This window comes from Streptacidiphilus anmyonensis, from assembly GCF_000787855.1.
Classification (GTDB): domain Bacteria; phylum Actinomycetota; class Actinomycetes; order Streptomycetales; family Streptomycetaceae; genus Streptacidiphilus; species Streptacidiphilus anmyonensis.
In genome coordinates, this window is sequence record NZ_BBPQ01000030.1 from 31,477 (window position 1) to 45,479 (window position 14,003).

A 14,003-nucleotide genomic window follows, 5' to 3' on the forward strand; every position below is an offset into this window, starting at 1 on the left:
GTCAACGGATCTCCAGGATCTCGGTAGGGGCGTCCCGCGCCGGCGGCTCGAACTCGAGGGACGCGGGCGCGAGCTTGTCGGAGGTGCTCACCGGAGCAGGCCCGCCGGGCTCGCCGACGAGCAGCAGGAGCACCAGCGCGATCATGACGAGCCCGAAGCTGACCAGCCCCATCGCGACCATGATCCCGCCGTGCAGCAGGACCGTCAGGCAGAACGCGGTACGGCGGACCCGACGCGGCAGCAGAGCGCCCACGGCGATCAACAGCTCCACGACGAGTACGCCCCAGGTGAGCAGTCTGACGGCGGGGTCGGAGGTCAGCAGCGGTTCGAGCGGCTGCCGCAGGCCGGACGGGAGCCCGTAGAACGGGTCCACCAGGACGGTGAACATGGCCTGGCCGCTGCGCCACCCCGCCGTGGTCAGCTTCGAGATGCTCGCAGTGAAGTAGATGACGGCGATCTGGCAGCGGATCGCCCACCAGGCGGCGTACGAACTGCCCGCCCACACCGGGGCCAGCGGCTCGCCCGGCCGGGTCCAGTGCCAGGTCCGCCCGTCGCCCAGCAGGAACGGGATGATCAGCATGGTCGCGGCGAGCGCGGCCTCCTCGGCGCCGCTGGCCATCGTCATGCTCTGGCCCAGGCTCCAGGCGACGAACCAGTGCGGCACGCACGTCCACTTCGGGCGGTACCCGATCGCCACGAGGACGAGGACGGCCGTCGCGAGGAGCCGGCTGACGAGCAGTCCGCCCGAGCCCGGGCCGGCGACGCACCACAACGACAGCTCGCGGGCGCCGTAGCAGCGCATGCCCTCGGGCAGGCCGGGTTGGTAGGTGAACAGGTCGTGGTCGGGCGTGAACCCGATGCTGATCAGTTCGGAGACAGCCAGGATCGACCGGGTGAGCGCCAGCGGCATGGTCCGCGGATCGAAGTCCGCGGCCGACGTGAGGACACGGTCCTTCAGCCGTTGCATGCGATCTCACCGTCCACAATCCGCAGGATCTTCCAATCGGCTTGCCAAAGACGGGTGTTCGCCGTCCAGCGGACCGGGGTCTGCACCGAGAGCAGGACGTGGCCGCAGATGGACGGACGGGCGGTGTGGTTGACGGTGCGAACCACGGGAGCGCGCAGCGCCGCGGCCCGGCAGTCGGCCGGGGTGAGCGCCGAGCAGTCCAGCCAGTCGCCGACGGCGATCTGGCCGGTGAGGTTGGCCAGTTCGACGTACCGGGCGTACGCCGAGCGACTCAGCCCCCAGTCCGTGGACGGCGCCATCTGCAGCTGAGGAGCGGCGGTCAGCCGACCGTCGTCCCCCACGAACAGCGCCACGCTGGTCTGCGTCGTCGGCTGCTCGGCGAAGAAGCTCCAACCCTGGGGCCACACCACCCTCGTCGATTCCCGCTCGGCCTGAAGCCAGCCCGGCAGTAGCCGGGCCGGGACCAGCTGGGTGGACGAGGCCAGCAGCATCACCAGGAGCAGGGCGGCCGTGAAAAAGAACCCCTGGGCGCTCCGCGACGCGGTGGCCGTGCCCCGTTGCGCCGTCACTAGCAGGAGGTGCAGCTCAGGTTGTTCGGCCTGGGCACGCGGGCATCCGCCTGGGTCGCGACCAAGCCCACCAGCAGTAGGGCGACCAGTGCCCCTATGAATGCGAATCGCATCTTTTCCCCCGACTTGAGTCGTTATTCGTTTCTTTGTCAGCCTTGGTGGCCAACGGATCCGAACCTACCGGACGCCGCTACCGATCACCTACCGGTGAGCTAACCTTGCGCTGGTCAGCGCACTCCTGGTCCCGCAGCCAGGAGCGACAGCGCCAGGCGGTAACGGCGTCCTCAGGACGTACCGAGCACAACATGGGGGTGCGGGATGGATCTCGACGTTCGGCTGCTGGGGCCGCTGGAGGTCGAGGTGGCCGGAGACCTGCTGCCTCTCGGGGGGCTGCGTTCGCACCGACTGCTCGCCGTGATGCTGCTGAACGCCAACAGCGTCGTCCGGATGGACCGGCTGGTCGACGTGATGTGGGAGTCGGCACCGCAGTCGGCGCGCCAGCAGATCCACAACACGGTGGCGACGCTGCGCCGCGCCATGGCGCCGGCGGAGGGGATCGACCTGGTCACCAGCCAGCTCGGCTACCGGATCGTCGTCGACAGCGACCGGCTGGACCTCACCCGCTACCGCGCCGCCGTACGGGAGGCCGACCAGGCGGTGGCCGAGGGCGAGCCGGGGACGGCGGTCTCGCTGCTCACCGGGGCGCAGGCGCTGTGGCGGGGGTCGGCACTGACCGGGCTCGGCGGCGAGTACTTCGAGAACGTCGCCACCCGGCTCTCGGAGGAATACCTCGCCACGACCGAGTCGCTGATGGATCTGCGCGTCCAGCTGGGCGAGAGCGCACGGGTCGTGGGCGAACTCACCGAGCTCGTCGCCTCGCACCCCTCGCGGCAGTCGCTGCGCGCGACGCTGATGGCCGCGCTGCACTCCACCGGCCGCCAGGCCGACGCCCTGGAGGTGTACGAGGAGGGCAGGCGGGTCCTCGTCGAGGAGTTCGGGCTGGACCCGAGCGACGAGCTCAAGGCCTTGCACGAGCGCATCCTGCGCGGGCTGCCGGTGGTCGAGTCCGCCGCGGTGGAACGGCCCTCGGCCCCGCCGCCCCAGGCCGCCCCGGCAAGCGCGGAGCCCGCTGGTCCGGCCGTGCCGACCACGCGACGGTTCCTCCCGCACGACTCCCGCGAGTTCTCCGGGCGTCAGGACGAGATCCTCCAGCTCATGGAGGACAGCCGGCAGACGGAATCGGTGTCCCTCGTCATCTCGGCGATCAACGGGATGGGCGGCATCGGCAAGACCGCTCTCGCCGTGCACTTCGCCCACACCGTCTCGGCCGACTACCCCGACGGGCAGTACTTCGTCGACCTGCGGGGGTTCACCGCCGGGGTCGAGCCCCTCAGCCCGGAGGAGGCCCTCGGCCACCTGCTGCGCCAGTGCGGACTGCCGGACGAGCTGATCCCGCCCAGCCTGGAGGACCGCACCGCCACCTGGCGCAGCGCCATGGCCGACAGACGAGCGCTGGTTCTGCTCGACAACGCGCTCGGCGTGGAGCAGGTCCGGCCGCTGCTGCCCGGGACGCACGGCCCGCTCGTCCTGATCACCAGCCGCCGCCGGATGCCCGCCCTGGAGGGCGTCGTACCGCTGTCGCTCGACCTGATGCCGCAGGCCGACGCGGTCGCGCTCTTCCTGCACATCGTCGGGCCGCAGCGGCTGGCCGCGGAGGAGGACGCCGAGGCCCGGGTCGCCGAACTCGTCGAGCTCTGCGGGCGGTTGCCGCTGGCCGTACGGATCGCCGCCGGCCGCTTCCGCGAGCGGACGAGCTGGACCATGCCCTACCTGATCCAGCAGCTCAGCGACCAGAAGAAGCGAGCGAGGTTCCTCGACTTCGGCGACCGGAGCGTGTCGGCCGTCATCTCCATGTCGTACCGGTCCCTCTCGGAGGAGCACCGCCGGCTCTTCCGGCTCCTGAGTCTCCAGCCGGGCCCCAACTTCACCCCGCCCGTCGCCGCGGCCCTCGCGGATATGCCGATCGACCGGGCCGAGGAGATCCTCGAGTCGCTCTTCGACGACAACCTCGTCCTCCAGGAGCAGCCGGACCGCTACCACTTCCACGACCTGGTCCGTGACTACGCCTCGCAGATGTGCGCGCAACACGACGGCGAGGAGGACAGGAAGGAGGCGCTCGCCCGCCTCTTCGACCACTACCTGCGGACCGCCGCGACCTGGTGCGCCCCGCTGGCGACGGGCCCGTTCCGTAGGGAACCGACCGACGCCCGCCCCGGGCCGGGCATCCCCGTGCCCTCCTCGGCCGCCGAGGCCGTCGAACTGCTCGCGGGGGAGTCCGTCAACCTCGTCGAGGCCGCCCGGACGGCGCTCAGCGAAGGCCCGCCCGACACGGCGTGGCAACTGGTCTGCACCGTCCAGCCGTTCCTGCGGCGGACCAACTACGCGGGTGCCGCGCTCAAGCTCTTCGAAGACGCCGTCGTCGCCGCCCGATCGGCCGGGGACGAGCGCGGCGAGGCGCTGATCCTGATAGGTCTCGCCGGAGCCCTGCGGCAGCGGGGCCGCAGCACGGAGGCCCGAGCGGCGCTGGAGGCCGGCATCGCGATCAGCAGGCGCAGGAACGACCGCAACACCGAGATGTACCAGCTCACCGAGCTGGGCGTCATCGAGATCAACGACGAGCACTTCGGCGAGGCGTACGAGTCCTTCCGCTCGGCCCTGGCCATCGCCGAGGCCCGCTCCGACCAGCAGTTGAGCGCGATCCTGCGGAACAACCTCGGGGTGGCCTGCCGGGAGCTGGGCCGCGGCCAGGAGAGCTTCGCGTACTTCTCCCAGGTGCTGGACGACCACGGGGTCGCCGGCGGCAGCACGGCGGAGGCGTCCACCCTGGTGAACATCGGGGTCCTGCTCGTTCGGGAGCGGCGCTCCAGCGAGGCGATCGACTACCTGGACCGGGCGCTGGTGACGGCGGACGGCGAGAACCAGGTGCACCTGGCCGCCGAGGCACAGGCCATCCTCTGCGAGGCGTACCGCGCGCTCGGTGATGTCCCGCGCTCCTTCGAGACCGGTCGCACCGCCCTGCGCATCGCCCGCGAGCACAAGCTGCTGGAGGCCGAGTGCTATGCGCTGAACGGGCTCGGTGAGGCGTACCTCGCCGTGGGGGACCTGGACAGCGCCGAGGCGACCTTCCGCCATGCCGTCACTCTCTCCCGGGAGAGCGGGTTGCGGTCCTGCGAGGCGAGGGCGCTGGAGGGCTCCGCGCACATCGCGCTGTACCGCGAGGACCTGCCGGAGGCGGCCCGCCGGTTCGAGGTCGCGGCCTCGACCTACCCCGCCGAGGCCGCGGAGGCCGAGAACCCCCGGGTCCACCTGGTCGACCTCTCCTCCCCGGGCGTCCGGTGCAACCGCTGTCTGGGGTCGGCCTAGAGGCGGGTCAGCCGCAGGATGCTTCCGCACCAGTCGGCGACCTCCCGGCCCAGACACGGGCGTTGAAGGGGGAGAGCGAGGAAGGTCGAGCGGTCCTGGGCGTCCATCGCCTCCTCCCGTACGGGGAGGGGGCCGTCGGGCGCGAGCACAGCGTCCAGTGAGGTGCCGAGGGCGCGCGCCGGCGGCGGCAGGGCGATGATCGACTCGCTCACCTGAGGCAGGTGGACGGGCGGGGCCGTCCGCTCGGAGTGGTGGTCGCGCATCATTCCGACGTCGCGGTGGGCGCCCTCCGAGGTCGCGTAGTCGAGGCGTTCTTTGGCGTCCGAGAGCACCTGGAAGCCGAAGGCGTCCCGCCAGCCGTACTTCTCCCACCGGGAGCCGCCGAGACAGTGTCGAGCTGTTCCGGGGTGGCCTCGTCGGCCAGCAGCCCGCGCGCGACCTGGCACAGGACCTCGCGCCGGGCGGCCTGCGGCGTGATGTCGGCGGCCCCGGCCGGCAGCGCGGCTGCCGCGTCGACGGCGGCCCGTTCGCCAGGCCCGTCAGGAACCGGACGAGCCTGGCGTCCGCCAGCCCGTTCCCCCGGTGGACGCGGCTCTCGCGCAGGCCGCGGATCCGTGTCCGCGTCCTGACCGCCTGGAACCGGAGGTCGCTGGAGCGCCGCACTCTCATAATCAATTCCCCTTCGTGGGAAGGCAGGCCGATTCGGTGTGCACGAATCGACGGCAGGGCACGCCGGTCGGCGCGGAGTTGCCGGCGACGTTAGGCGTGGCGCCTCCCGCGGCCCTACTCCCGCGCTACCGGCGGCGGGTTGCGGCAGAGTACCCGGCCGATGAGGCCCGTACGGATACTCGAATACCGGCGGGGTGACCGGGGATTTCGCACTGGCGACCGGCTCCGGAACCGCCGCCGACAGCGATCTCTTCGGGGCCCGACGGGGGTGACTTGGATGTTCAGGGGCGATGGTCCTGTACCGACGGTGCGAAGGGTTGACCGCCGGGAAGCGCATCCGGTCTCGTACCCGCAGCAGCAGCGGTTCCTCGACGAACCACGCGGTGCGGCAGCGCGAACTGCTGTCGAGGGAAAAGCTGGTGGAGGCGCGTCGACTTCTGGCGGGACCGGCTCGACGGGGCGCCCTAGCAGCTCGACCTGCCCTTCGACCGGCCCCGGCCGGCCGTCCAGTCCTTCCGCGGCCGGGCTCACGGATCGGTCGGCTGTCCTGTGAATTCCCGCCCGGACGGGCTGCCATTCGACTCCCGGGGCTCCGGCGCGCCCCGCAATCGCGTTGTTCCGACCCGGAACAGCAACCTCACTGCGCCGGCTGGAACGAAAAGCGGAGATCAGGTCGATGAACGATGAGTAATACCTTGATCAGGTTCGGGAACCCCCGAAGGCTTGGCGGCCCGCTGTGGCGTTCGGCGGTTCTGACGGCCAAGGCGGCCGGTGCGAACGTCCTCGTGGTCGCCCCCGAGGATCGGGATCTGGAAAAGGAATGGGAGGACATCGGCGTCACCGGCCACTGGCTGACGCCGCAGGAAGCCGAGGCCGTCGGCGCCGCACTGCTGAGCGTGTCGGACACGGGCGAAGGCGGTGTGGTCATCACCTCCGATCCCGACTCGGCGACCCTGCGGGCCGCGCTGCTGGCCGAGGCGGCACAGCGCTACGACGCGTCGGCCGTGCGGCTGCTGTTGGACAAGGCAGCCACCCGTGAGCTGGCCGCCCGGGCCGGTGTGTCGACCGCGCCCGGTCTGGTGTGGCGTCCGACGGCGCCGGCACCGACGGCGGCGATCCGGCGGCTGGCCGACGACTCGCCACGCGGAGTTGTCCTCAAGGGAGCCCTGGCCTGGGCCGGCCACGAGCAGGCGCGGGCAGGCAGCGGCAGTGAGGCCGTCGCCGCCGCCGCGGCGCTCGCCGCGAAGTGCGGCACCCACCTGGTGATCGAGGCGTTCGTTCCCGGCATCGAGTGCTCGCTGGAACTGGTGCGCTTCGCGGACGGCAGTTGCCGTGCGACCGGCTGGAGCGTCAAGGGACGCACGGACGACGAACGCCATCCGCTCTACCGGCCCAGGATCGCGCCGGCCGGAGCACCGCCGGCCGCGCTCGTGCACGCCGCGCAGGCCGTGCTCCGCGAGGCGGACTATCAGGGGATCGCCGACTTCGACCTGATCTGCACGGACGACGGTGACATCGTCGTCCTGGAGTGCAACCCGCGTACGTCCTGGGCGACGCTGCTGCACTGGACGAGCCGGGGCTACTCCTCCGTCGAGTGCGCCCTGGCCGAGCGGGACCTGTCGGGGGACCGCGAGCCGCTGCTGGCTGCCGAGTTCCTGCTCCCCGACGACGAACGCGCCTCCCGCGCGTTGGCGTCCGTCGCAGAGGCCGACGGCTGGGTGCACCCGGCCGTCGAAGGGCTGCGCTCGCGCGGCTTCGTGCGGGCGCGCGACATCGACGGCCTCGCCGCGGTGGCGGGCTTCCTGGAGCGCACCTGCGGCATCCCGCTCACCTCCCACCTCGACCTCGCCGAGACGGCGCTGGGGCTCCAGAGCGAATTCGGGGACGCACCGGCCCGGCGACGGGCGGGCGCCGCGTGAAGGTCTCCCTGGCCTCCAGCCTGGATGACGTCCCCGCCGCCGCGTGGGACCGGCTGGCCGCCGTCGCGGAGGCCGGCTTCTACCTCAGCCACCGATGGCTGAGGCACGAGGAGGACAGCGTCACCGCGACCGCCGGATACGTGCTGGTCACCGACGAGGCCTCCCGGCTGGTCGGCGCCGCACCGGTGTACCTGGTCCACCAGGAGCCGAACGCCGGCTACCGCCCCGACCAGGTCCTGACCGGCGTCCGCCCGGCGGACCGGCTGCTGATCGCCGGAGCCCGGCGCGGCTACCGCAACGCACCGCTGCTCCACCCCGACCTCGACACGGCCGCCCGGGAGGACTGCCTGCGGCTGCTGGTGGACGCGGTGGCCCAGGTCGCCCGGGAATGGGAAGCGGACCAGGCGTGGTGGCTGTACGTGCACGACGACGTCGCCGCCGCCCTCGCCACCGCGACCGGTGCCCGCGTCCCGCAGCTCCAAGGGACGGACGCGGCCGTCAGCCTGCCGGGCAACGGCTTCGACGACTACCTCGGCGCCTTCCCGGCCCGCCGCCAGTACGCCATCCGCAAGGAGCTCAGCAGCTTCGGGGCGGCCGCGTACGACCTGCGCCGGCTGAAGCTGTCGCAGTGCTGGTCGCAAGCCGGTGACCTGCTGGCTCAGTTGCAGGGCAAGTACGGCCACCCGGCCGAACCCGAACCACTGCGACAACTGCTGCGCCGCCAGGCCGACGGGCTGGCGGACAGCGGCACCGTCCTGGGCTGCTTCCGGGACGACCGGATGGTGGGCTTCGCCCTCACCTACGACTTCGCAGGAACCGTCTGGCTGCGCGCCACGGGCTTCGACTACGACCGGCTCGCCGGCGCAGCCGAGTACTTCGCGCTCAGCTGCTACCAGCCGATCGAGCACGCCTACCGATCGAGCAACCTGCGGCGCATGCACCTGGGCAAGGGGACCGCCCAGGCCAAGTCCAGGCGCGGCGCACGGCTCAGCCCCCTGTGGGCGGTGCCGAACGACCCCTCCCACGCCGCCGACGACGACGTGGTCGTCGCAGCGAACCACCGGCTCGCCGAAACCTGGCGGGCCGAACTGGGCGACCACGCCCCTTCACTCCCTTTCAACTGACGATTCTCAGGAGATCACCCCATGACTGTTGTCGACAACGCACGCCCCGTCCAGGCCGACGAGATCCAGGCCGGTCCGGAAGTCCGGGCGCGGGTGCACGTTCCGCTCAAGACGCCGCTCGGACAGTGGCTGAAGGCCGACGTCTTCAGCTTCCGCGGTCTGGCCGACCACGGCGAGCACCTGGCCATCGGCCTCGGTGACTACGCCGGCAGCACCGAGCCCCTCGTCCGGGTCCACTCGGAATGCCTGACGGGCGACGTCCTCGGCTCCGCGCGCTGCGACTGCGGCCCCCAGCTGCAGGAGGCTCTCACCGAGATCGAGTCGGCCGGCGGAGTGCTGCTCTACCTGCGCCAGGAAGGGCGCGGCATCGGGCTCTACAACAAGATCGACACCTATGTCCTGCAGGACCAGGGCATGGACACCTACGAGGCCAACGAACACCTCGACCTGAACGCGGACTCCCGCGACTACCAGGTCGCGGCCGACATGCTCAGCGCCCTCGGCGTCACCCGGATCCGCCTGCTGACCAACAACCCGGAGAAGGTCAGGCAGCTCCAGCAGTGCGGCGTCCAGGTCGTCGAGCGGGTGTCCACCGGCGTGTTCGTCACCCCGTACAACCGCCACTACCTGCAGACCAAGGCGCGCAAGACCCACCACGCCATCGAGGTGCCGCAGCACACCGGCTGACCGACCGTCCACGTCGCGAGAAAGTCCGAACCGTACATGCGAGCTCTGCTCATCACCGGAAGCCCCAACGCCCGCTCGTCCACCACCGCCCTCGCCTCGGTCGCCGCGGACGCCCTGCGCGCGGCAGGCGTCGAGATCGAGATCCTCGACCTCGCGGGCTACGGCCTCAGTCCCGTCCCCGGCCCGGAAACGGCCGCCAAGGCGGCGGGCCTGCGCGAAGGCGTCGCCTCCGCCGACGCCGTCGTCCTCGCGTCGCCCGTCTACCACGCGGGGTACTCGGCCGTCCTCAAGACCGCCCTGGACCACCTCCCCGACGGATCCTTCGACGACAAGGCGGTCGCCGTCCTCGCCCACGGGAGCGGCCCACGCAGCGGCAACGTCGTCTGCGAGCAACTGCGCACCGTGGCCAAGGCCCTGGGCGGGTGGCTGATACCGACCCAGGTAGCCAGCTGCCCCGACGATTTCGTCACCACCGCGACCGGCGGGATCGCACCGGCGGACGACATCGCCCGGCGGTGCGAACAGGTCGCGGCCGAACTGATCCGGTGCGCCCACATGCTGCGCGGGACGGTGACCCTGTGACCGGCGCGCCGAAGGCGTCCGCCGCGGAGCTGGAGGCCATGGGCCGGGCCGTCCAGCTGGCCGCCGAGCGGCTGGGCCGCACCACCCCCAACCCCTCGGTGGGCTGCGTGATCCTCGACCGCCAGGGGAACCCGGTGGCCGAGGGCGCGCACGAGGCAGCGGGCGGACCCCACGCCGAAGTGGTCGCGCTGCGCCGGGCGGGCGCCGCCGCCGCCGCAGGAACGGCCGTCGTCACGCTGGAGCCCTGCGCCCACACCGGCCGCACCGGCCCCTGCGCCACGGCGTTGATGGAAGCCGGCATCGCACGCGTCGTCTACGCCGTGGCGGACCCCAACCCGGTCGCGGCCGGCGGCCACGAGCAGCTGAGCGCCGCGGGTGTCGAGGTGATCGGCGGCGTGCACGAGCCGGAGGCGCGGCGCGCCAACCGGTTCTGGCTGCACGCCACCACCCACCACCGTCCCTATGTCACCTTGAAGTTCGGCGCCACACTGGACGGCCGCGCAGCCGCCGCCGACGGCACCTCGCGTTGGATCACCGGGCCGAGGTCCCGCCGGGACGCGCACGAACTGCGGGCCCGGCACGACGCGGTACTGGTGGGACCCGGCACGGTGCGCACCGACGATCCCCACCTGGGCCTGCGCCACGGTGTCGCGGGCCGGGCACCGGCCCGGGTGGTGCCGACGCGCTCGGCGAAGGACCTGCCCGCCCTCGCCCGCATCTGGGACCGGACCGCGCCGACCCTGCTCGCCCTGGCCGACCCCGCCTCGGCGGCGCACCTCCCGGACCACGTTGAGCGCTTCACCGTGCCGCCCGGCGCCGGGGCCGGGGTCGACCTGGCGGCCGTTCTGAGGGAACTCCACGACCGGGACATCCACTCCGTGCTCGTGGAAGGCGGCCCTCGGATCGCCGGGGCCCTGCTCGCGGCAGGGCTGGTGGACGAGGTGGTCGGCTACCTCGCCCCCGTGCTGCTGGGAGGCGGCCCGTCGGCCGTCGCAGACGCCGGCATCACGACTCTCGCGGACCGGATCCGGCTCGACGTGCTCGACGTACGGGTGCTCGGCCAGGACGTCCGCATCACCGCAACACCCGAGAGGACAACCACATGCGGATGAGAGCCGGGCTCGTCCTGCCCCTGTACGACGACCCCTGGACGGACCCCGTCGGCCGGATCCTCCACCTCGCGGACCTCGGCATCCCGGGCATCTGGGTCCGGGACATCCCCCTGCTGCAGAACGACGGCGTCGACCGCGGAGCCGGGTTCGATCCGGTCGCGCTGCTCAGCAACGCCCTCGGCCGGGGCGTGCCGTTCGACGAGGTCGGCACCGCGGTGCTGTGCCTGAGCTACCGGCAGCCCCTCACCCTGGCACAGGCGGTGGCCACCCTGCAGACGCTCTCGGGCAACCGGCTCGTCGTGGGCGTCGGCGCCGGCGTCCGGACCTCGGTCAACGAGGTCTACGGCCTGGACCCGGACCTGCGCCGCCGGCATTTCATCCACGCCGTGAGGGTGCTGGACGACCTGCTGCGCCGCGGCGCGGCGAGCCTGCCCGAGACGGTGCGGTTCGAGTGCGCGCCGGACGCGAGCCCACCCCCGCTGCTGCTCGCCTCCAACGACCCGGTGGCACTGCGCGAACTGACGGGGCTGGCCGACGGCTGGATGACCAACTACGTCACGCCACAGCGGGTCCCGACCGAGCTGCACGCGATCTGCCCCCAGGCAGTCCCCCTGCCCAGCACCATGCAACTCACCTTGGCGGTGAGCACTGCCGACCAGGACTTGCCGCCCACCCCCGAGCCGTACGGCCGGCTGACCCTGGTGCGGGTCGGCGCCCGGCAGCTGCCCGGGCTCCTGGAGCGGTACGACGAAGCGGGACTGGCCCGCGTCCTGGTCCACCTGCCGCTCGACAACGCCGACGGCAGCCAGCTCGCCGCCCTGGCCTCGGCACTGCGGGTCACCGACCTCGCCACCACCGGCGTGTAGCCGCCCCGGGGCGCACGCACATCGACCCGCTCGACCGTTCCCTGCTTGGAGGCAGTACCCATGGCATCCACCCGACTCCTCGTGCTCGGCGCCGGAGAGGGCCACCAGACGGCGTTCGCGAGCTGGATCCGCGCGGGCCTGCGGATCACGCTGGTCGACGGCTTCTCCAAACCCCGCTACGAGTTCCTCTGCGACGAGTTCCACCCGCTCGACGTCCGCCGGGCCGACCCCCACCACCCCCGCCACGACCCCGGACTGACCGACCACCTGGTGCGCCTGGCCGAGGAACACGACGGGGTGGTCACCCTCACCGAGGAGTGCGCGGGGGTGACCCCGCTGATCGCCGAACGGGCAGGACTACCGGGCGCCGGCCCCGACGCCGCCCGCATCGCCCGGGACAAGCACCTGCAGCGGGCCTCGCTGGAGCGAGCCGGTCTGCGGGTGCCGCGCTACGCCGAACTGCGCTCGCCGGAAGCCTTCCTGAGGTTCCTGGCGGCCGCCGAGGGGCCGGTCGTGATCAAGCCGGTCGACAGCGGCGGCAGCGCCTCGGTACGGCTGATCCGGCGGGCCGAGGAGGCGACGGCCGCCTTTGAGCGTGCGATCGCCTACAGCGGCTCGGGCCGCTGCATCGCCGAGGAGTACATCGAGGGCCCCGAGATCAGCGTGGAGGCCGCAGTCCAGGGCGGCCGGGTCAAGCGGGTCGCTGTGACCCGCAAGGAGCTGGCCGGCCCGGAGTTCTTCCTGGAGCGGGGCCACCTGGTGTCGCCGACCGACGAACTCGACGGCCGCAGCACGCGCGCCGTGCAGCGGCTGGTGGACGCACACGGAATCCAAGACGCCTTCCTGCACGCCGAATACCGCATCAGCGGGGGCGAGCTGGTCAACATCGAGTTCGCGGCGAGGCCCGGTGGCGGACACATCATGGACCTGGTGCTCAGGTCGCGCGGCTGGAACCCCTACGCGGCGCAGGCACGGCTCGCCCTCGGCCTGCCGGTCGACGACGGCGAGGACGCCGCAGTCCCGCTTCAGGAGCGCCACGCCGCCGTCCACTTCCTGATCGCGAGCGGCTTCGTGCACGGCTACGCCGAGCAGGCACCGCTGCTCGCCGGTCTGCCGCGGGTGGAGACCGTCTCTCAGAGCGTGCGGGAAGGACGTACCCTGCCGTTCCCGGAGGCCGGGTGGCACCGGGCCGGCATGGCGTTGGGCACCGGCCCGGAGCCGGGCGAGCTGCGCGACCAGCTGCGAACGGCCGTGCAACGGCTCGCGCGAGCCATGGGGGTCACCGAGATCGGCGACCGGCGCGTCTCGGAGTTCCCCACGGGCACGGCGCATGCCGTGGGGCTCCCTGCCGGGAAGGGGGCCTCGCGGTGAGGGAAGACACGACGGGCCGTTCGACGGGGCGTCACTCCGGCTGGTCCGAGAACGACGGACCCTACACGACCGTGCTGCTGCTCCGGCACGGCCAGACCTCCCTCACCCCGCAGAAGCGGTTCTCCGGCTCGGGAGCGGACCCCGGCCTCAGCGAGCGCGGCTGGCGGGAGGCCGAAGCAGCCGCCCGCCATCTGATGGCGCCGCCTGGCGCGGCGGGGCCGGTGCGAGCGGTGGTCTGCTCCCCGCTCCGGCGGGCCCGGGCCACCGCCGAGGCCTTCGCGTCAACGGCCGGCTTGCCCGTCCACAGCGACGCCCGACTGGGCGAAGCGGACTTCGGCGTGTGGGAGGGGCGCACATTCGCCGAGGTGAAACGCAGCTGGCCGGCTGAACTCGAGGCCTGGCAGAACAACGAGCGGCAGCCCCCGCCCTCGGGCGAGAGCTTCGCCGCCATGGCCGCCCGCGTGCTCGCGGCGCGCGACGCGATCCTCGACCGGCACCGCGGAAGCACGGTCCTCGTGGTCAGCCATGTCGGACCGATCAAGACACTGGTCCGTTCGGCTCTCGGCGCCCCCGCCGACGCGATGTTCCGCATGGAACTCGGCCCCGCATCCCTCTCCGTGATCCGCTACGGCGCAGGGGGCGCCGCTTCCCTCCGGGTCTTCAACGACTCCTGCCACTTGTCCGACCTCCACCACAGCTGAACCGGAAAGCGAG

12 protein-coding genes are annotated in these 14,003 nt (G+C 72.3%); 9 read left to right on the top strand and 3 right to left on the bottom strand.

What is annotated here, in order from left to right; translation table 11 throughout:
• Position 1 precedes the first annotated feature (1 nt).
• Positions 2 to 967 (bottom strand): sporulation-delaying protein SdpB family protein, encoded by a 966-nt coding sequence (locus tag TR50_RS23810; RefSeq protein WP_052441276.1) that lies wholly within the window; start codon positions 965 to 967, stop codon positions 2 to 4.
• Positions 955 to 1,536 (bottom strand): SdpA family antimicrobial peptide system protein, encoded by a 582-nt coding sequence (locus TR50_RS23815; protein ID WP_042425427.1) that lies wholly within the window; start codon positions 1,534 to 1,536, stop codon positions 955 to 957. The genes TR50_RS23810 and TR50_RS23815 overlap by 13 nt, the downstream gene beginning before the upstream one ends.
• Positions 1,537 to 1,854: 318 nt before the next feature.
• Between TR50_RS23815 and TR50_RS42890 the strand changes: the two genes are divergently transcribed.
• Positions 1,855 to 4,959 (top strand): AfsR/SARP family transcriptional regulator, encoded by a 3,105-nt coding sequence (locus tag TR50_RS42890; protein WP_052441277.1) that lies wholly within the window; start codon positions 1,855 to 1,857, stop codon positions 4,957 to 4,959.
• On the opposite strand, the gene TR50_RS23825 is transcribed toward TR50_RS42890, so the two are convergent.
• On the bottom strand, positions 4,956 to 5,291 hold the full coding sequence (locus TR50_RS23825; protein WP_042425429.1) for a hypothetical protein: 336 nt from the start codon (positions 5,289 to 5,291) through the stop codon (positions 4,956 to 4,958). The two genes, TR50_RS42890 and TR50_RS23825, sit on opposite strands and share 4 nt — an antisense overlap.
• Positions 5,292 to 6,311: 1,020 nt before the next feature.
• Here TR50_RS23825 and TR50_RS23830 point away from each other — a divergent pair.
• The 8 genes from TR50_RS23830 to TR50_RS46935 are packed head-to-tail and all read left to right on the top strand — an operon-like array spanning position 6,312 to position 13,990.
• Positions 6,312 to 7,547: an ATP-grasp domain-containing protein gene (locus tag TR50_RS23830; RefSeq protein ID WP_152648585.1), complete on the top strand. Its 1,236-nt coding sequence runs from the start codon at positions 6,312 to 6,314 to the stop codon at positions 7,545 to 7,547.
• Positions 7,544 to 8,671, top strand: a complete 1,128-nt coding sequence (locus tag TR50_RS23835; RefSeq protein WP_052441278.1) for a peptidogalycan biosysnthesis protein — start codon at positions 7,544 to 7,546, stop codon at positions 8,669 to 8,671. The genes TR50_RS23830 and TR50_RS23835 overlap by 4 nt, the downstream gene beginning before the upstream one ends.
• A 21-nt stretch (positions 8,672 to 8,692) precedes the next feature.
• The gene (gene ribA / locus TR50_RS23840) at positions 8,693 to 9,358 is read left to right on the top strand and encodes a GTP cyclohydrolase II (protein ID WP_042425434.1); all 666 of its coding nucleotides are present in this window, start codon (positions 8,693 to 8,695) and stop codon (positions 9,356 to 9,358) included.
• Positions 9,359 to 9,394: 36 nt separating this feature from the next.
• Positions 9,395 to 9,940: an NADPH-dependent FMN reductase gene (locus TR50_RS23845; RefSeq protein WP_052441279.1), complete on the top strand. Its 546-nt coding sequence runs from the start codon at positions 9,395 to 9,397 to the stop codon at positions 9,938 to 9,940.
• Between the two features lie 38 nt (positions 9,941 to 9,978).
• Positions 9,979 to 11,052 carry a bifunctional diaminohydroxyphosphoribosylaminopyrimidine deaminase/5-amino-6-(5-phosphoribosylamino)uracil reductase RibD gene (gene ribD, locus TR50_RS23850; protein ID WP_042425551.1) on the top strand — a complete coding sequence of 358 codons (1,074 nt, stop codon included), beginning with the start codon at positions 9,979 to 9,981 and terminating at the stop codon, positions 11,050 to 11,052.
• Complete coding sequence (locus TR50_RS23855) at positions 11,043 to 11,918, top strand: LLM class flavin-dependent oxidoreductase (protein WP_042425436.1); 876 nt, start codon at positions 11,043 to 11,045, stop codon at positions 11,916 to 11,918. Before ribD ends, TR50_RS23855 begins: the two co-directional genes overlap by 10 nt.
• 60 nt (positions 11,919 to 11,978) lie before the next feature.
• Positions 11,979 to 13,289, top strand: coding sequence for an ATP-grasp domain-containing protein (locus TR50_RS42895; RefSeq protein ID WP_052441280.1), 1,311 nt, complete (start codon positions 11,979 to 11,981; stop codon positions 13,287 to 13,289).
• Positions 13,286 to 13,990 (top strand): histidine phosphatase family protein, encoded by a 705-nt coding sequence (locus tag TR50_RS46935; RefSeq protein ID WP_052441281.1) that lies wholly within the window; start codon positions 13,286 to 13,288, stop codon positions 13,988 to 13,990. Before TR50_RS42895 ends, TR50_RS46935 begins: the two co-directional genes overlap by 4 nt.
• Positions 13,991 to 14,003: the final 13 nt, after the last annotated feature.